The 17,458-nt window shown below is 67.2% G+C and carries 14 protein-coding genes; 9 read left to right on the forward strand and 5 right to left on the reverse strand.

Annotated features, from left to right (window positions below):
• The first annotated feature begins 98 nt into the window (after nucleotides 1–98).
• Both LJE69_RS14720 and LJE69_RS14725 read left to right on the forward strand, forming a co-directional pair.
• Nucleotides 99–1,004, forward strand: a complete 906-nt coding sequence (locus LJE69_RS14720) for a LysR family transcriptional regulator (RefSeq protein WP_296926394.1) — start codon at nucleotides 99–101, stop codon at nucleotides 1,002–1,004.
• A gap of 415 nt (nucleotides 1,005–1,419) precedes the next feature.
• Entirely contained in the window at nucleotides 1,420–2,406 is a 987-nt protein-coding gene (locus LJE69_RS14725; protein ID WP_296926396.1) for an aldo/keto reductase, read from the forward strand.
• 195 nt (nucleotides 2,407–2,601) lie between these two features.
• Here LJE69_RS14725 and LJE69_RS14730 read toward each other — a convergent pair whose 3' ends face one another.
• The 3 genes from LJE69_RS14730 to LJE69_RS14740 form a co-directional block, all read right to left on the reverse strand.
• Entirely contained in the window at nucleotides 2,602–3,567 is a 966-nt protein-coding gene (locus LJE69_RS14730) for a tetratricopeptide repeat protein (protein ID WP_296926398.1), read from the reverse strand.
• A 98-nt stretch (nucleotides 3,568–3,665) separates the two neighbouring features.
• Nucleotides 3,666–5,924, reverse strand: a complete 2,259-nt coding sequence (locus tag LJE69_RS14735) for an SUMF1/EgtB/PvdO family nonheme iron enzyme (RefSeq protein ID WP_296926400.1) — start codon at nucleotides 5,922–5,924, stop codon at nucleotides 3,666–3,668.
• Nucleotides 5,925–6,032: 108 nt separating this feature from the next.
• Entirely contained in the window at nucleotides 6,033–6,857 is an 825-nt protein-coding gene (locus LJE69_RS14740) for a hypothetical protein (RefSeq protein ID WP_296926402.1), read from the reverse strand.
• A gap of 209 nt (nucleotides 6,858–7,066) precedes the next feature.
• Between LJE69_RS14740 and LJE69_RS14745 the strand changes: the two genes are divergently transcribed.
• Nucleotides 7,067–8,551 carry a class I SAM-dependent methyltransferase gene (locus tag LJE69_RS14745; RefSeq protein ID WP_296926404.1) on the forward strand — a complete coding sequence of 495 codons (1,485 nt, stop codon included), beginning with the start codon at nucleotides 7,067–7,069 and terminating at the stop codon, nucleotides 8,549–8,551.
• 171 nt (nucleotides 8,552–8,722) lie between these two features.
• On the opposite strand, the gene LJE69_RS14750 is transcribed toward LJE69_RS14745, so the two are convergent.
• Nucleotides 8,723–9,340: a hypothetical protein gene (locus LJE69_RS14750; protein WP_296926406.1), complete on the reverse strand. Its 618-nt coding sequence runs from the start codon at nucleotides 9,338–9,340 to the stop codon at nucleotides 8,723–8,725.
• A gap of 14 nt (nucleotides 9,341–9,354) precedes the next feature.
• Nucleotides 9,355–11,340, reverse strand: a complete 1,986-nt coding sequence (locus LJE69_RS14755) for a type VI secretion system tip protein VgrG (protein ID WP_296926408.1) — start codon at nucleotides 11,338–11,340, stop codon at nucleotides 9,355–9,357.
• 587 nt (nucleotides 11,341–11,927) lie between these two features.
• On the opposite strand from LJE69_RS14755, the gene tssA reads away from it, so the two are divergent.
• The 6 genes from tssA (at nucleotide 11,928) to tssE (ending at nucleotide 17,447) form a co-directional block, all read left to right on the forward strand.
• Nucleotides 11,928–13,043 (forward strand): type VI secretion system protein TssA, encoded by a 1,116-nt coding sequence (tssA, locus tag LJE69_RS14760; RefSeq protein ID WP_296926410.1) that lies wholly within the window; start codon nucleotides 11,928–11,930, stop codon nucleotides 13,041–13,043.
• 300 nt (nucleotides 13,044–13,343) lie between these two features.
• Nucleotides 13,344–13,889 (forward strand): type VI secretion system contractile sheath small subunit, encoded by a 546-nt coding sequence (gene tssB, locus LJE69_RS14765; RefSeq protein WP_296926412.1) that lies wholly within the window; start codon nucleotides 13,344–13,346, stop codon nucleotides 13,887–13,889.
• A 3-nt stretch (nucleotides 13,890–13,892) separates the two neighbouring features.
• A complete protein-coding gene (gene tssC / locus LJE69_RS14770) occupies nucleotides 13,893–15,398 on the forward strand; it encodes a type VI secretion system contractile sheath large subunit (RefSeq protein ID WP_296926414.1) in 1,506 nt (501 codons plus the stop codon).
• 104 nt (nucleotides 15,399–15,502) lie between these two features.
• Nucleotides 15,503–15,988 (forward strand): type VI secretion system tube protein Hcp, encoded by a 486-nt coding sequence (locus tag LJE69_RS14775; protein WP_296926416.1) that lies wholly within the window; start codon nucleotides 15,503–15,505, stop codon nucleotides 15,986–15,988.
• A 135-nt stretch (nucleotides 15,989–16,123) separates the two neighbouring features.
• Complete coding sequence (locus LJE69_RS14780; protein WP_296926418.1) at nucleotides 16,124–16,951, forward strand: type VI secretion system accessory protein TagJ; 828 nt, start codon at nucleotides 16,124–16,126, stop codon at nucleotides 16,949–16,951.
• Nucleotides 16,944–17,447 (forward strand): type VI secretion system baseplate subunit TssE, encoded by a 504-nt coding sequence (gene tssE, locus LJE69_RS14785; protein WP_296926420.1) that lies wholly within the window; start codon nucleotides 16,944–16,946, stop codon nucleotides 17,445–17,447. The genes LJE69_RS14780 and tssE overlap by 8 nt, the downstream gene beginning before the upstream one ends.
• Nucleotides 17,448–17,458: the final 11 nt, after the last annotated feature.

A 17,458-nucleotide genomic window follows, 5' to 3' on the forward strand; every position in this document is an offset into this window, starting at 1 on the left:
GCGGTGGCAAGTGATGATGTCGTCCATCTATTGAACGATCCATTCAAGATAAAGCGTACAATCCGTGATTCACTATCCCGCAGATCAGGACAATCCTCGTGGACCGCTTTCGCGAGTTGGAGACCTTCATCGCCGTGGTGGAGGCCGGCAGTTTCGTCAAGGCCGCCCGAGCGCTGCGCACCTCCACCACGGCAGTCTCGCGCCTCGTCCAAGACCTGGAGACACGCCTGGGCGGGCGCCTGCTGCAACGCACGACCCGGCGCCTCGCCCTCACCGAGGCGGGGCGCGACTATTGGCTGCGCGCGAGGCAGATCCTGGCGGACCTCGCTGAGGCGGACGGGGCGGTCTCGGCGGTCACGGGCCGGGCCGCCGGGCTGCTGCGGGTGAGTGCACCGGTGTCCTTCGGGGTGCTGCATCTGGCCCCGCTCTGGGGAACGTTCCTCGCCTTCCACCCCGAGGTCGCCTTGGACGTCACACTCAACGACCGCCTGGTTGACCTGGTGGAAGAGGGCTTCGACGTGGCCGTGCGCATTGCGCAGATGGCCGACTCCAGCCTCGTCTCGCGCCGGCTCGCCAGCACCCGCTTGATGCTCTGCGCCTCGCCGGGCTATCTGGCCACGCACGGCACGCCGGCCAGCCTGGCCGACCTGGCCGACCATCGGGTGATCAGTTACCGCTCGGAGCCCATGGGCGACACCCTGACCTTGTGGGCCGCGGACGGGCCACGCCGCATCCGCACCCGCTCGCGCTTGCACACCAACAATGGCGATACCTGTCGCGCCGCGGCCCTCGATCATCAGGGGATCGTCCTGCAGCCCGATTTCCTCATCGGCGCGGATCTCACCGCCGGGCGCCTGGTAAGGCTGCTGCCGGAGCTGCAGGGCGAAGACATCGGCATTTACGCCGTTTACCCGACCCGCCAGCACCTATCGGGCAAGGTGCGAGCCCTGGTGGAGTTCCTGGCGACGGCATTCGCGCAGCCGAGTTGGGGACAAGGGGGATAGGGTCGCCCGGACCACCGGGCGCCGCCCAGCCGCGATGCGACCCGCGGCGTGAGCGTGGAATGAGACGGCTTCAGCGTCGATGCCGCAGCGCCTCGATCACCACGGCGCCGACCGGGCACTGATGAGTTTTTCTCATAAGGGCACCCCCTTCGCCCACCTTGTTGCCGGATATCGCGACCGCTAGATTCCAGGCATCCCTGCTCGCGTCGGTGCGCTGCCGCGCAACCGGACGGCGGCAAGTGACGCCGCAGACGCTCGCTCTCCGGGTCGAGGACAAAACCGCGTCCAGAGCGAAATGCGTAGGTCTCGTCTGTCGAAGCGCCACTGAAGGCGTCGGGCGATTCCCCTCTGGACACCCGCGTCCGAGTGGCATCGGGCAACGCCATTCCATCTGACAAATTCGGGAGAACCACACATGCAAACACGCAAGCTTGGAAACCGTGGGCTCGAGGTCTCGGCCATTGGCTTCGGGTGCATGGGCATCGACTTCGGCTACGCCAGCGCGCTCACCAGGGACGAAGGCATTGCGCTGATCCGCGCGGCCGCCGAGCGCGGCGTCACCCTGTTCGACACGGCCGAGATCTACGGGCCTTTCACGAATGAGGAGATGGTCGGCGAGGCCTTGGCGCCGGTGCGGGACCGGGTCGTGATCGCCACCAAGTTCGGCTTCGATGCCGAGAAGGGGCTGGGCGCGCTCAACAGCCAACCCGCCCACATCAAGGCCGTGGCCGATGCCTCGCTGAAACGCCTGAAGACCGATTACATCGACCTCTTCTATCAGCATCGCGTCGATCCCGAGGTGCCTATCGAGGATGTGGCCGGCGCTGTCGCCGAGCTGATCCAGGCCGGCAAGGTGCGGCACTTCGGGCTGTCCGAGCCCGGTGCCGCGACGATTCGCCGCGCGCACGCCGTGCAGCCGATCACGGCGATCCAGAACGAATACTCGCTCTGGACCCGCGGTCCGGAGACCAACGGCGTGCTCGATGCCTGCGCGGAGCTCGGGATCGGATTCGTCCCTTACAGCCCGCTCGGCAAGGGCTTCCTAACCGGGGCCTTCACCAAGGACACCAAGCTCGCCGAGAACGATTTTCGCGCCAGACTGCCGCGCTTCACGCCCGAGGCCATGGAAAAGAACCAGGCGCTGGTCGAGTTGCTGAAGCGAATCGCAGCGGATAAGGGCGCGACGCCGGCGCAGATCGCACTCGCCTGGCTGTTGGCCCAGAAGCCCTGGATCGTGCCCATCCCAGGGACGACCAAGCTGCATCGGCTCGAGGAGAACATCGCCGCCGCCAAGGTCTCCCTGACGCCGGGCGACCTCGACGAGATCGAGCGCGCGGCGGCTGAAATTCCGATCGAGGGTGATCGCTACCCGCCGGAGCTGCTGGCGATGACGGGTCGCTGACACGATTCGGCGCGAGTGAGTGCCGCCCTGGAAGCCGACACTCCGGCCATCGCGACCCGCGGCCGGAGTGGCGCCCTCCAGGGCGCCAGGGCTAGGTGCTGCGAACGGCCTCTGCATTTCCGTGCCGAAGCATTAGGCGCTCACCCGCGCTAACGGCCCGTGCCGGCCCCGCGGGGCCGCGCGCGACGAGCGCGCTTAGTTCTGCGCCAGAGCGGGTCCTGCGAGGCCCTCGATGCGCTGCGTCGCCGCCAGCTGCGTCTGCTGCGCCTGGGCCTGTGCTGCGACCGCGACGTACTGGTCCACCAGGCGCCGATTGGCGGCCACCGCCGGCGCGGGCTGATCCAGCAGCCGGGTGCTGCGGCTCTTGACCACTTCCTGCTTGGCCTGCTGCACCTGTGCCTCGGTCCGCTGCACCTCTTGCTGCCCGGATGCGGCGCGCTGGCGCACCGCCTGGTACTGGGCCTGGGCGCGGGCACGGTTGGCGGCGGCACGCTGCGCCGCCGCCCGCCGGGCCGCGGCCTCGGCGGCGTACTCCGACTTGGCCTGCGCGACGGCCTCGCGCAGGTAGACCACCTTGTCCTCGTTGAGGTCGGCCGCCTTGCGGTAGAGGTCCAGCGCTTGCACCGGATCCTTCGGCACACCCTGCCCCTTCTCGTAGAGGTTGCCCAGCAGCAACTGTGCGCGGGCGAAGCCCTGGTCGGCGGCCTTCTTGTACCAGCGGGCCGCCTCGGCGGGGTTCGCGGTGCCGGTGAGGCCGCGCTCGTAGATCTCGCCGACGTAGGTCTGGGCCGTCGCATCGCCGGCATCGGCGGCGGAGCGCCAGACGGCGAGCGCGGTGGACGGATTGGCGCGATCGAACAGGATGTACTGCCCGCCGAGGATCTCGCAGTCCGTGGCGGTCTTCTTCACCGGGCGCGGCCGCGTCACCCAGGTCACGGTGGTGCCCATGCGCCGCATCCTGCCCGGCAACAGGCAGTCGACGACGGTGAGGTCCTCGGCTTGGTTCACCAGGCGCTCGACGGTGGCGGGGTTGTCGTTGGCGCCGGCGGCCTGCGCATAGACGGACTCACCGCCACTGCTGGCACAGCCGGCGAGCAGCAGGCCCAGGGTGGCGCCGGCCAGCGGCGGCAGGACGGACCGGGGAGGGTGCAGTGGGATCATGGCGGTTCCTGCTGGTGGTTCTGACCGCCGCGCTGCGGCTCAGCGCGCGCTGGACACCGCAAAGCATAGCCGCTGCGGCTGCCACCTGGGCGATTCACTTATTCCACGCCAGGTTCTAAGACTTCGCTCTGAACAGTGCTTTCCTTACGCTTGCTATGGGGGTCGAGCTCGCGGGCGACCCGGAAGCCGACGTTGCTCAAGCCGAGGTTACCGGGGGCGGCATCGCGTGCCGCGGCACGCACCAGCACCGGGGCGTCCAGCCAGGAGCCGCCGCGGAATACGCGCGGCGCCGTGGATGAGGGCCTGGCACCACAGCGCAGCTCGGCCCCCCGATAGCCGCTGTCGTAGTCCGAGCAGGTCCATTCGCCGAGATTGCCCAGCATGTCGCGCAGGCCGAACGGATTGGGCGGAAACGACCCCGCCGGCGCCGCATAGCGGTACTTGTCGTCGCATTCCGCGGTGTTGGCCTGACGGCAGCCGCTGTCGGCGTCGTCGCCCCAGAAGCGGGCGGTCTTGGTGCCGGCGCGCGCCGCGTACTCCCATTCCGCCTCGGTGGGCAGGCGGTAGACTTTGCCCGTTTGCTTGGACAGCCAGTCGGCATAGGCCATCGCATCGTTCCAGCTGACGCAGGCGACGGGGCTGCGGTCGGTGACGGCATAGCCGGGGCGCTCCCAGCCCAGCGTGATGTCGGGGACCAACTGCTGCCAGGCGTCGTCAGGACGCAGACAGGTGGAGCTGGCGGCCACCTCGGTTCGGTACCCGGTGGCGTCGACGAAGCGCCGGTACTCGCCGATGGTGATTTCGGTCTCGCCCATGGCGAAGGGCGCACGGATACTGATCGCCGTCTGTGCCTCATCGTTATTGCGGCCCGCCTCGTTGGCCGGCGAGCCGATCATGGCGTCACCCGCCGGCAGCCAGACCATGATGGGCGCTGCGGCGCCATCGTCCATGGAATCGGAGAAGCGCGCGCCGGGCACGACGATGGTGGGCTCTGGCGTCGGCTGCGTCGACGCGGACGCCGTCGGCTCAGGCTCGGCGGGCTTGGTCTGCGCCTGCTCGGGCTCCGCCGACTCGGATTGTGTTGGCCGCGCTTGCGCCGGCTCGGCCTGCGCTGGCCCGCTCTGTGCTGGCTCCGGCTCCGTCGCGGTCGATGCCGGCACCTCGGGCTCGGCAGGCCCGGGGCTTGGCTCGGACTCGCCCGGGAGCCATCCCATCGCCACCAGCCGGAGACCGATATCCTCGCGGTAAAGCCAGCCAACGAGGCCCAAGCCGAGCAACACCAAGAGGGCAAGGCCCACGATCCAGCCCCGCCGGCTCCGCTTCGCCGGCGCGGACGGCCGCGTCTCGGGCGTGGCGCCTGGCGTGGTCTGCGTCCGGGCCGCCAGCCGCGGCTGCACCCTGGTGGTCGTGTCTGCGGCCACATGGAGATCGGTCGCGGCGGCGGCCCGCGGCGCCAGCACCGTTGCGTCGTCGGCGACCCCGAACAGCCGCCGCCACGCCGCAACCGACTGCGGCCGGTCCTCCGGGCGCAGCTCGCAGGCCTTGTCGATGGCGGTGAGCAAGACATCCGGAAACTGCCCGCGCGCCGCCTCCGCGGCCGGCGGCTGGGTCAGGCCATAGAGCCGCTCGGGGGCCGAGCGCGGCCTATCGCCGGTCACCGCCAGGTAGAGGGTCGCACCGAGGCTGTAGATATCGGTCCAGGGCCCTTGCTCACCCACCGCCTGGTGCTGCTCCAGCGCGGCGAAGATGGGCGTGTAGGCGGCCACCACCGAGCGCTCGCTCTGCCCGGACAGGTTGCGGGCCGCGCCGAAGTCGATCAGCACCGGCGAGAAGTCGTCCCGGATCATGATGTTGTCGGGCTTGATGTCGCGGTGCACGATGCCCTTCGCGTGCACCCGCTCCAGGCCATCCAACAGCGGGTCGAGGATATGCTCGAGCTGCTCGGCGGTGAGGCGGCCCTGCTCGTCGAGGATCGCCGACAGCGGGCGCCCCTGCTCGAAGTCCATGAACATATACGCGGTGCCGTTCTCCTCGCCGTAGCGGGTGACGCGCACGATGTTCGGATGCCGGTCGGGCTGGGCGAGCTCCCAGAGATTCTTCGCCTCCTGCAGGAAGCGCTTGCGCGCCCACTCGAACAGCTCCAGCGTCTCCTGCGAGAGGGGCCGCACCTGGCCGTCCGGATCGCGATAGGCGAGTTCGCTGGGCAGGAACTCCTTGATGACGACGGTCTGCGGCAAAAAGGTGTTGCGCGCCTCGTAGACGATGCCGAACGCGCCCGCACCGAGGACGCGCACGATCCGGAACTCCTGGATCATGCCGTCAATGGGCAAGGCGTTGTGCGGGCCTGTCGCGGACATGGGCAGCTGACTGATGCCGGCGTGGCGGATATCCTGCCGGATGAGGGAGGGAATTGCCGAGTATAGCGAGCGCTGCCGCAGCCTGTCGCCGCGGGTCTCAAGAACTTCTCAGCGCTCGCACGCCAGCCCCGTGGGGCGGCGGATGAGCGCGGCCCGCACCGGTGTTTCCCCGTCCACCGCGACAGCGAAGACCTGCATGGTGGCGTCTGCCTGCTGCCGGCGAGCCAAGTCCATGAGGCCACCGCAGCGGTAGTCGTTGCAGGTGCGCGAGCGCATGCCGCGCGGCAGATTGCAGCCGTGGCGGGTATGAAAGACGCAGGCGTCCTGATAGGACACCCAGGGCAGCCGGTCGAGGTAGGCGGCAAGCACCTCGCGCGGGCGCAGCGCCGGGTGCCGCGACAGGTAGGCCCGCACCACCTCGGGCCGCAGGAAGGCATGCTCCCCGCCCTGCGCACAGCAATGGCCGCGGCAGACGGCGCAGGCGCGCCCGAGCATGGCGACGGTCGCCGCGTCCGCTGGCGTCGTAGCCTGGCCCACGGACTCCTCCCCGGGCAGGGCGCCGCCGGTATGCCCGGCATCGGGCGCGAGCGCGACGCTGAGCGAGCGCGTGAAATAGTCGCGGAAGCGGCGCCGGCGCCGCGCCGGGAGCGGCACGAGCCGCCGGGTGTTGGCCGGCAGCAGCGCCGTCGGCTCGGCTCCCTGCGCGGCTGCCACCTGCCCTGGCGCCGCCGCATCCCCGCCGCCGGGAAACTGCCGGCGCCAGCGCGCCACCGCGGTGCGGGTGCGCCGCAGCGCGCCCGCGAGCGATTGCTGCCGCCGCCGTAGATGCGTGCGCCGGCACTCCGGGTCGGCACAGATGCTGCCGCACGCACGCTCGTGCACCGTGAGCGCGGTGCCGCAAACGGCGCAGGTGCTGGCGTGCTCGTACCCCATAGAAGTCCATGGTCGAGGCAGCGGGCGGCGAGCACAACCCCGCCGCCGGCGCTTGCGCTCGGCGCGGGACCGCGCGCGAGGCTGGCGCACACGCCGCGCTGCAAGGGCGGAACGAATGCTGCCATACTGGCCCTCTTAGGCATCGGCTCCGGCGCGCGCCACGGCTCACCCCGCGGCTCACTCCGCGGCTCACCGAGAAAGACACCGACATGCTCACCGCCCCCTCCAGCGACGAAGCCCGCCGGTTGCGCGACTTTTTCCTCGCCAGCGGTTATATCGCGTCCGGCATCCAGGCGCAGCTTGCCGTTCGCATTCCACTGCCCTCGTACTCGCCGCAAATGCCCGCCCTGCTCGCGCGCACCGCCGGTGGGTCGACCTTCGACCTTCTCACCCGCTGCTTCTTTCTGGGGCAGCCAGCCTCAGAGGCGGCGGTGGCGGTGCTGCCCGCCGACATTCTGACCCTGTTGCAGCGGTGCGGGCTGTTGCGCCGGGACGGTGCGTACTGGCGTCCGGCGGCCCTGCTCACACCCTGCGCCGGACTCTGGCTGGCATCCGATACCTTCGACTACCGCGAGACCGCGCAGGCGCGCGACTACGTGATGCCCATCAACGAGCCAGCGCTGACGCTGCTCGATTTCGCGGTGCCGTGCGATGGCGTCAGCGTGCTGGACCTCTGCAGTGGCAATCTGATGCACGGGCTCGCCGCCGGCACCGACGCAAAGGTGGTGGGCAGCGACCTGAACCCGCGCGCGGCCCTGTTCGGCGCATTCAACGCCGCGCTCAACGCCCGCGACGACGTGACCTGCGTCACCGGCGACCTGTTCGCCCCGGTGGCGGGGGAGCGATTCGACCTCATTCTGAGCAACCCGCCATTCGTGATCTCGCCCGGCAGCGACCATCCGTTCCGCGAGAGCCCGCTGGATCTGGATGATTTCTCCCGCCGACTCGTCGGCGAGGTGGGTGAACACCTCAACGAGGGCGGCTTCTGCCAGATCATCTGCGAATGGGTCGAGTTGGAAGGCCAGCCGTGGCAAGAGCGGCTGACAGACTGGTTCGCACGATCCGGCTGCGACGCCTGGGTGCTCGCCGCCAACCGGCAACTGCCGCAAACCTACGCCCGCGAGTGGGTGGTCGAGACCAGCCACGAGCCTGGTCCGCCGGCGCCGCAGCGCTATGCGGCGTGGCTGGAGCATCTGACCGCTCGGGGCGTGACGGCGGTGCACGGCGGACTCATCTCCCTGCGCCGGCGCACCGGAGGCGAGAACTGGATCAGCTTCAGCCGCATCGAAGCAGGACTGCCGGGCAAGCCCATCGGCGCGGCGGTGCGCCAGGGCTTCCGCAATCGCGACTTCCTGCATGCCCACCCGAGCGACGCCGCTATCCTCGATGCGGGGCTCGTCATCACGCCCGGGGCGCGGCTGGAGTCCAAGGCCGTATGGCGCGGTGGGTCCTGGCACCCGGATGCGATGGTCCTGAGCGTGGACGACGGCGTGCCGGTGCGCCTGGGTCTGGACGCCAATGTGATCGCGCTGATGGAGCGCCTGGAGCAATTTCCGACCCTGGGCGGGACGATTGCCGATTTCGCCCGCGCCCAGGGTCTGCCGATAGCGGACATCCAGGGTCAGTGCCTCGGCATCCTGCGCCGGTTGCTGGAGCAGGGCTGCCTGATGCCGCGTACACCCTCGGGGACCTGAGGGGCTGGCAAGAAACCTGGTCGCGGCTTCGATTTCGGTGCCCGGCGCAGTCGGGCCGGCGCAGGGTGCCTGACGATCAGGCGGCTATGTCAAGCACCACGTCGGGCTTCGCTTCTCATCCTGCCTCATAGAAACCCCACGGCGTGGCCACGGAACACAAGCGGCTCCGGGTCAGGATTTCAGCCGGTCCCAGTGCAGCCTGCGCTTCGCCACATCGAGCCCCGTTTGCAGGTAGCCCCGATAGCGCTCCGCGGCATGCTCCGGCTCGTGAATGACGCCCGCGGCCATCACCGCACCGCGAATGATCTGGGCAGTCACATGCTCCGCGGGCTCCACCGTCAGCACCTCCGGCGGGGCAATACTGCCACCGGTGAAGAAGGTGGCCAGCGCCACGAGTCCGGCGGGTGTAGCGTACTCCGTTGCATCGGCGGCGTCCTTTGCTGCGCGACGGCGCGCGTCGGTCGGCTCGCGCACCCATTCGAGCGCCGCCGACAACGCGACCGCATCCGGCTCCGGCAGTGGATCAGCCTGCACCTCACGCGCGCACAGGTAGCCCCACCACACTGCCTCGCGCTTCGGCAAGGCGCACGCCATGAAGGTGACGGCGTCCACGAATTGCTCCTGCTCGATCAGCGCGGCCAGAAACTCCTTTGCCGACATCCCCTCTCTCAGCAGCGACGACTGGTTGACATCGAGCCCCAGTTGACCGCACACGGCGCGCGCCTGCTCCGGCAGCAGCGGCCGCGCCCCGGCACCCTGCGTGCGCGACGGCGATTCATTGCTGGTCATTGCCGTTGGCTCCCTCAGTTGATCATCGTGAGACCGCCCTTCAGCGTCAGCATGCCATCGCCCTTCACCGTGGTCATCACGCCCTTCACATCCACCGTCACCTGCCCTTCGATCTTGATCATCATGCCCTTGATGGTCACACCCATCTGATCGACCTTGACACTGCTCTGCCCCACCTTGAGCTCGATGGACTGCATCGCATCCGTGGTGCTCTTGCCGAGGCTCAGCTTGGTGGTCTGATTGCCCATTTCGAGCGTCAGGTCGTCGTTACCCATGCCCAGCTCGACCTTGCGGTTCCCCATCTTGATGGTGACCGTTTCATTGCCTTGGCTGAGCTCTTCGGTGCGATTGCCCTGCTTGATGGTGATCTTTTCGTTGCCCTGGGTGACCACCTCGGTGCGGTTCTGCTTGACCTCGATGGTCTGGTTGTTCATCACCACCAGATCATCATCGTGCTCGACCATGCGATGAAAATCCTTCTCCGCATGGAAATAGACGTCTTCCGAGCCCTTCTTGTCCTCGAAGCGCAGCTCATTGAAATTGTCGGCACCGCCGCCCTTCGAGCTGCGGGTCTTCACGCCGCTTTGCGTCTGGTTCGACGGCAATCCGTAAGGGGGCATCTGGTCGGCGTTGTACACCGAGCTCACCACCAGGGGCCGGTCGGGATCGCCCTCGAGGAAGCTCACCACCACTTCCTGGCCGATGCGGGGTATGGCAACCGCGCCCCATTGCTTGCCGGCCCAGCCGTACGCGACCCGCATCCAGCAGGAGCTGTTTTCGTCCTTCTTGCCATAGCGGTCCCAATGGAACTGGACCTTGATGCGCCCGTACTTATCGGTCCATATCTCTTCGCCCGACTTGCCGACCACCACCGCCGTCTGCAGCCCATGGATGGCGGGTTTGGGCGTGATACGTGGCGGCCGAAACGGCTGATTGGCCGGAATCACCTGGAATGACGAGCGGTAGGGTGGGCCGTTTTCCTGCCGCCCCGTCGAGATGAACTCGTTAGAGCGCAAGTGATGGACGGCGGATGTCACCAGATATTCCTGGTTCTGCTCGCGCCACGGGTGGTCGGCGAGCGTGAACAGGCTGCCTACCGCGATCCCGCGCGAGACGCCCTGACCATAGCCCAAGGCATGGTCCGACTGGAGCTCTTCCACGTGCACGCGCGCGTAACCGTTGGCGTCCTCGCTCTTGTCGTATTCGCCCGGGTAGTCGTAGATCTCGAGATCGTTGTGCTCGTGCTGGAGGTGGTTGGCGACCTGGCCCAGCAACTCGGAGCGAGGGCTCGTGAAGTCGTAGTCGTCGTGCGCAAACGCGCCCGAGCGCAGCGTGGTCGCGCGGTTCCAGTCGAAGATGTAGTCCTGCTCCCGAACCGCAATCTCATCGGGTAGGTGGTAGGGGATCTGCTCATGCCCGGGGAAAGGCTCGTGCGCGCCGTAGGCATCGGCGAGCACGAGCGTGTGCTTCCCGTCGCGGTGCTTGAAGAAATAATAGATGCCGTACTGTTCCATCAGACGGGAGACGAAATTGAAATGCGTCTCGCGATACTGCACACAGTATTCGCGGGTCGGATAGTTACCGCTCAGCGCATCCTCGAAGTCCGTGAATCCGGCATCGCGAAACACCTTCTTGATGATGTCCGGCACCGTCATCTCCTGAAAGATCTTGCAGTCGGAGCTGCGCGTCAGGAGCCAAAACCAGGGCACCAGGGTTGCACGATAGCGGCAGAAACGGTCTTCATGCCCGGCGTGAGAGAAGCGGCTGCATATCCCGTTGAACCAACGACTGCTGCCGTCAAGCAAGTGCAGCGACACGGTCATCGGCTGACCGAGGACGCGGGACGCGGCAATCTCGAAATCTTCGCTGATGAGATCGAGCTGGCAATCGAATGGGCTGCTCAGTCGCTCCGTGGCCGTCATGCCCTTGAGGAGGAGGGTATCCGCCGGGAGCGGGGTCTTCACCGAGATGACACGCTCGGTTTGAGTGAAAGACGCCATAGTCGCGGACTCCGTTACTGTTGGACGCCGATGCGCTCACGCTTGCCGCACCACTGGCGCCGGGTGCCAGCGCCGTCGTCGGCGAGCCTTGACGGCGGCGAGGACATCCGCGGCCAGCCGGTGCAGCCGCCAGTCATTCCACCCATGACGACATAGGGCGTACAGCCAAGGATGGACCGGGGAACAGTATGACAGTTGCGGTGCCGCACTCAACCAAGGCGCGCCATCGGGCCGACAGGGGTGGCAACGGACCGACATCGCCACCGCGCCGCCGAGACCGGAACGGGCGGCACAGGCTCCGGGCGCCGTCGGCTAGAGGCGGCGGATACGAGCCCCGGCAGCCATCCCCCGGCGAAGGCCGTTGGTGCCCGCGACTGTGAAGTTTGTCACCTTGTGGGCTGGTAGGCGCCTCCACTATCATCGCATGCGGGTTTTTGCCAAGCATCTGGTCAGGTCACTCCGCACACGCGGGCCGAGGCTATGAACCGCTGATGCAAAGATCGTAGCCCTATCCTCGCCCCACGCTTTCCCGCGGCCGCGGCTGGCCAGCGACCTTAGCGTGCTCAGAGCGGAGGTCCAGATTGTTGATGAACTTGGAAGAACTGCTCACACCGGTAGCCCCGGACACCCCCTGCGGAGAGGACCTTGAATACGGAGCCGTCGACGAGCTGACGCGCGCCGCGCAGACAGTCCCGGAGCAGCAAATCGGCGACACGGTGGTGCCGGCGCAGGAGCCGGAATGGGACGCGGTGCGCCGTCAGGCACTGGACGCCTGCAAGCAGACCAAGGACTTACGGGTCGTCGTCATACTCCTCAACGCGGCAACGCGCACGCAGGGCTGGCCCGGCTTCACCGCGTCGCTGACGTTTCTCGACGGTCTTCTGGAGCGCTTCTGGGCGGACGTGCACCCACAGCTCGATCCGGACGAGCCCGACGACTTCACCATGCGTGTCAACGTGATCGCCTCCCTGGCGGACGCGGCCAGCACGCTCACCTATCTGCGTGAGGCGCCGCTGGTGCAGTCGGTGATGGGGCGCTTCTCGCTGCGCGACATCCTGGTGGCCGAGGGCGAGGCCAGCCATCCGGCGGACAGCGAAGAATCGCCGCCAGACCGCCAGCTCATCGACGCGGCCATCCGCGCGGCGGACGCGGAGGCGCTGGAGCAAACCAACACGGCGGTTACCGATGCCGTGGCGACGCTGGGCGCACTCGAAAGCCGGCTGATGAGCCTGGTGGGCGCCGCCTCCGCGCCCGACTTGTCGCCGCTGTCGGCGCTGCTCGCGCGCGCCCGCAAGGCCCTGGCCGAGGGCTTGGCACTGCGCCCGGACATCGCCGGCGAGTCGGCCCCGGAGAGCACGGGCGACACTGCCGCTCAGGCAACCGAAACCGCCGCTCATCCACAGCGCGGCGCCCCCATTGCCAGGCCCATCGCCGGTCCCATTGCCGGCCCCGACGACGTGCGACGCGCCCTCGAAGAAATCTGTTCGTACTACCGAAAGCACGAGCCGTCCAGCCCGATCCCGATTCTGCTGGAGCGCGCATTGCGCCTGATCTCCCAAGACTTCGAGTCGCTTATCAAAGACTTGGCGCCAGATGGCCTGACGGCCATACAGCGCCTGCGCGGTCCCACCGCGGATGACGGCGACAACAGCACCGGCGGCGGCAGCGCCGGCACGGGCGGCAGCAAGTCGTCGGGTTGGTGACCGTCCTTTGCTCCGAAGCCCCCATGCAACGCCGGAGTTCTCCCGTGCTAATCTCGGCAAATCCCCTACTTTCGAGCACGGGAGTCATGTATCGCGAACGCGCTCATAACCGCGACCGACGACTGCCGGCGCCCGCGGCACCGGCCGCCGCCGTCGCGCCAGGGACGAGGTCGCTGCCGCGTCGCACTGCGCCGGCCATTGCCGGCAGCAGACGGCCGGGCAAGCGGCAGCAGCTATCGATCGCGGGGCTTCGCAGCAATTCCCCGTGAATCACATCAACCAGCGAAGCGAGGCTAGACCGTGGCCCAGAGTAGCCAGAAATTCATTGCCAGGAACCGCGCACCGCGCGTGCAGATCGAGTACGACGTCGAGCTCTACGGCGCCGAGAAGAAAGTCCAGTTGCCGTTCGTCCAGGGCGTCATGGCGGACCTGTCCGGCAAGCCCGCCGAGGCGCTGCCGCCGGTTGCGGACCGCAAGTTCCTGGACATTGACGTAGACAACTTCGACGACCGGCTCAAGTCCATGAAGCCCCGCGTCGCCTTTCAGGTGCCCAACACGCTCACCGGCGAAGGCAACCTCAACGTAGACATCACGTTCGAGAGCATGGACGACTTCTCACCCGCCGCCGTCGCCCGCAAGGTGGATTCGCTGAACAAGCTGCTGCAAGCCCGCGAGCAGCTCTCCAACCTGGTCACCTACATGGACGGCAAGTCCGGCGCCGAGGAGCTGATCTCGAAGGTGCTGTCCGACCCGACCCTGCTGCAATCCCTCGCCTCGGCAGCAAAACCTGCCGACGACGGCGATGCGGCGACAGCCGGGCAGGCATCCGAAGAGAAGGAGGGTTGATCCATGGCCGAAGCAGAAGCCCAAGCGCAGACCGAGGCCCAGGCGGAAGCCGGCGCGTTCGAGCCGAGTGAATTCAGCGCATTGCTCGAAAAGGAGTTCCGGCCGAAGACCGACCGCGCCAAGGAGGCGGTCACGACGGCCGTGCAGACCCTGGCCCAGCAGGCCCTGGCAAGCACGGTCACCGTCTCCGCCGACGTGATCAACACCATCGAGGCGCTGATTGCGCAAATCGACGCCAAGCTCAGCGAGCAGGTCAACAAGATCATGCACCACGAGGACTTCCAAAAGCTGGAAGGCGCGTGGCGCGGCCTGCACTACATGGTGAACAACACCGAAACGGACGAGATGCTCAAGATCAAGGTCATGAACGTCTCGAAGAAGGACCTGCACAAGACACTCAAGAAGTTCAAGGGCACCGCCTGGGACCAGAGCCCGATCTTCAAGAAGCTCTACGAGCAGGAGTACGGCCAATTCGGCGGCGAGCCGTTCGGCTGCCTGGTGGGCGACTACGACTTCGACCACAGCCCGCCGGATGTCGAGCTCCTCGGCGAGATGGCCAAGATCTCCGCCGCGATCCACGCACCCTTCATCGCCGCGGCGAACCCGACGGTGATGGGCATGGATTCCTGGCAGGAGCTCGCCAATCCGCGCGACCTGACCAAGATCTTCCAGACCGCCGAATACGCGGCCTGGCGCTCGCTGCGCGAGTCCGAGGACTCACGCTACGTCGCCCTCACCATGCCGCGCTTCCTGGCACGCATCCCGTACGGCGCGAAGACCGATCCGGTGGAGGAGTTCAACTTCGAGGAAGACACCGAGGGCGCGGAGCACAACAAGTACTGTTGGGCCAATTCCGCCTACGCCATGGCCACCAACATCAACCGCTCGTTCAAGTTCTTCGGCTGGTGCTCGCGTATTCGCGGCGTTGAGTCGGGCGGTGCGGTGGAAGGGCTGCCGACGCACACCTTCCCCACCGATGACGGTGGTGTCGACATGAAATGCCCCACCGAGATCGCCATCAGCGACCGGCGCGAGGCGGAACTGGCGAAGAACGGCTTCATGCCGCTGATTCACAAGAAAAACTCGGATTTCGCAGCCTTCATCGGGGCGCAGTCGCTGCAGAAGCCGTTCGAATACGACGACCCGGACGCCACCGCCAATGCCAACCTCGCGGCCCGCCTGCCATACCTGTTCGCGACCTGCCGCTTCGCGCACTACCTCAAGTGCATCGTGCGCGACAAGGTCGGCTCGTTCAAGGAAAGGGGCGACATGCAGCGCTGGCTCAACAACTGGATCATGCAATACGTGGATGGCAATCCCGGGACGTCGAGCGAGGAGACCAAGGCGCGCAAGCCATTGGCGGCCGCAGAGGTACAGGTGGAAGAGGTGGAGGGGAACCCCGGTTACTACACCTCGAAGTTCTTCCTGCGCCCGCATTACCAGCTCGAGGGCTTGACCGTCTCTCTGCGCCTGGTCTCGAAACTGCCATCGGCGAAGGGTGGCGGTTGACTTGAGGGAAGCCGTCGTCGGGCACCGACGACGGCGCATTGGTGGAGCTCGGACCCGCGCGGTGCCGAGCCGATACATTGGGCAACATCGTGAGGTGAACAGCCATGGCAGTCGACATGTTCCTCGACATCGAGGGCGAAATCGCGGGTGAAGCGCAAGACAAAGAACACAAGGACGAGATCGACGTCCTCGCCTGGAGCTGGGGCATGAGCCAGTCCGGCAGCTTCCACGTGGGTGGCGGCGGCGGCTCTGGCAAGGCGAACTTCCAGGACATCAGCGTGACGAAGTACATCGACAAGTCGTCGCCGATCCTGATGCAGTACTGCTCGAACGGCGACCACTTCCCGAGCGCCAAGCTGACCGTGCGCAAGGCCGGCAAGGAGCCCCTCGAGTATCTGACCATTCAGATGAAGAAGGTGCTCATCACATCGGTCTCCACCGGCGGCTCGGGGGGCGAGGATCGGCTGACCGAGAACGTGACGCTGAATTTCCGCGAGTTCAAAGTCGTCTACACCGAGCAGAAGCCGGACGGCTCCAAGGGCGCGCAGCCAGAGTTTGCCTGGAACATCGCGGAGAACTGCCCGGCGTGATGCCAACACGGCGCCGTGCAAGAGTTCGCGCGGCTTGGCGGAAATCCGCCGCGGGCTCGGCGCGGCGCCCGGCGCGAGCCAGGTGCGGGGACCCGGGTGGTCCTCGCACCACCACCAATCCAACAGGGGAGTCGCATGAACGCAGCAGAGGCCCTGCGCGAGGGCAAGCTCGTTGAAGCCCTGGCGTTGTTGCAGGACCAGGTCCGCGGCAACCCATCGGAAGCCAAGCACCGCACCTTCCTGTTCCAGTTGCTCGCGTTGCTCGGGCAATGGGACCGCGCACTGAAGCAGCTCCGGGTCGCGGGCGAGCTCGACGCCGGCACACTCGCCATGGTGCAGACCTACCGCGAGGCGTTGCAGTGCGAGGTCTTCCGCGCCGAAGTGTTCGCCGGCAAGCGCACGCCGCTGATCTTCGGCGAGCCCAAGCCCTGGATCGCCCTGCTGCTCCAGGCACAGCGGCTGCTCGCCGAGGGTGCCGCGACGCAGGCCGCCGAGGTAGGTGCCGAGGCGCTGGACCAGGCACCGGCGACCGCAGGCGAGATCGACGGCGAAACGTTCGCCTGGATCACGGACGGCGACACCCGACTCGGCCCCATGCTGGAGCTGATCCTGAACGGCCGCTACTACTGGGTCCCGTTCGAACACATCCAGGAGATCCGGCTCGATCCGCCGGAAGACCTGCGCGACCTCATCTGGATGCCGGCACAGATGACCTGGGCGAACGGCGGCGAGACGGTCGCGCTGATCCCGAGCCGCTATCCCGGCTCCGAGCGCTCCGACGACACCGACATCGTGCGCGCACGCAAGACCGAGTGGACCGAGCAGGAGCCGGACACCTTCCTCGGCAGCGGTCAGCGCATGCTGTTCACCGACCAGGGTGAATACGCGCTGTTCGACACGCGTGTCGTGACGCTGCGGCCGAGCATCGACGACGAAGCACCGGCCGAGGCCGACCTTGCCTGAGCTGACCCACAAGGAACGCCTGCAGCCCTCGCTGCTCGACCGCCTCACGGACGACGAGCCCAGCCGGCAGGTCGAATCCCGCGAGCAGCGGGTGTTCTCGCTGACGCGGCTGCGCGAGGCCGTGCTGCGCGACCTCGCCTGGCTCCTGAATACCACCAACCTGGCGGCCGGCACCGATCTGGACGCCTACCCCGAGGTGCGCCACTCGGTGCTCAACTACGGCATCCCGGATCTGTCGGGCGTGTCCGTTTCCAGTGCGAACATCGCCGAGCTGGAGCGCGAGCTGCGCCAGGCCATCATCGACTTCGAGCCCCGCATCCTGAGCCACAGCCTCGCCGTGCGGCTGGAGGCCAACAAGTCGCAGATGAGCCATAACGCCATGACCTTCCTGATCGAAGGCGAGCTCTGGGCGCAGCCGGTACCGCTGCGCATGTATCTCAAGACCGAGATCGACCTCGACATCGGCGATGTCAAGGTCACGGACTACGTCGGCTGACCCACTGCCCC

Source organism: Thiohalocapsa sp. (assembly GCF_022340605.1).
Lineage (GTDB): Bacteria > Pseudomonadota > Gammaproteobacteria > Chromatiales > Chromatiaceae > Thiohalocapsa.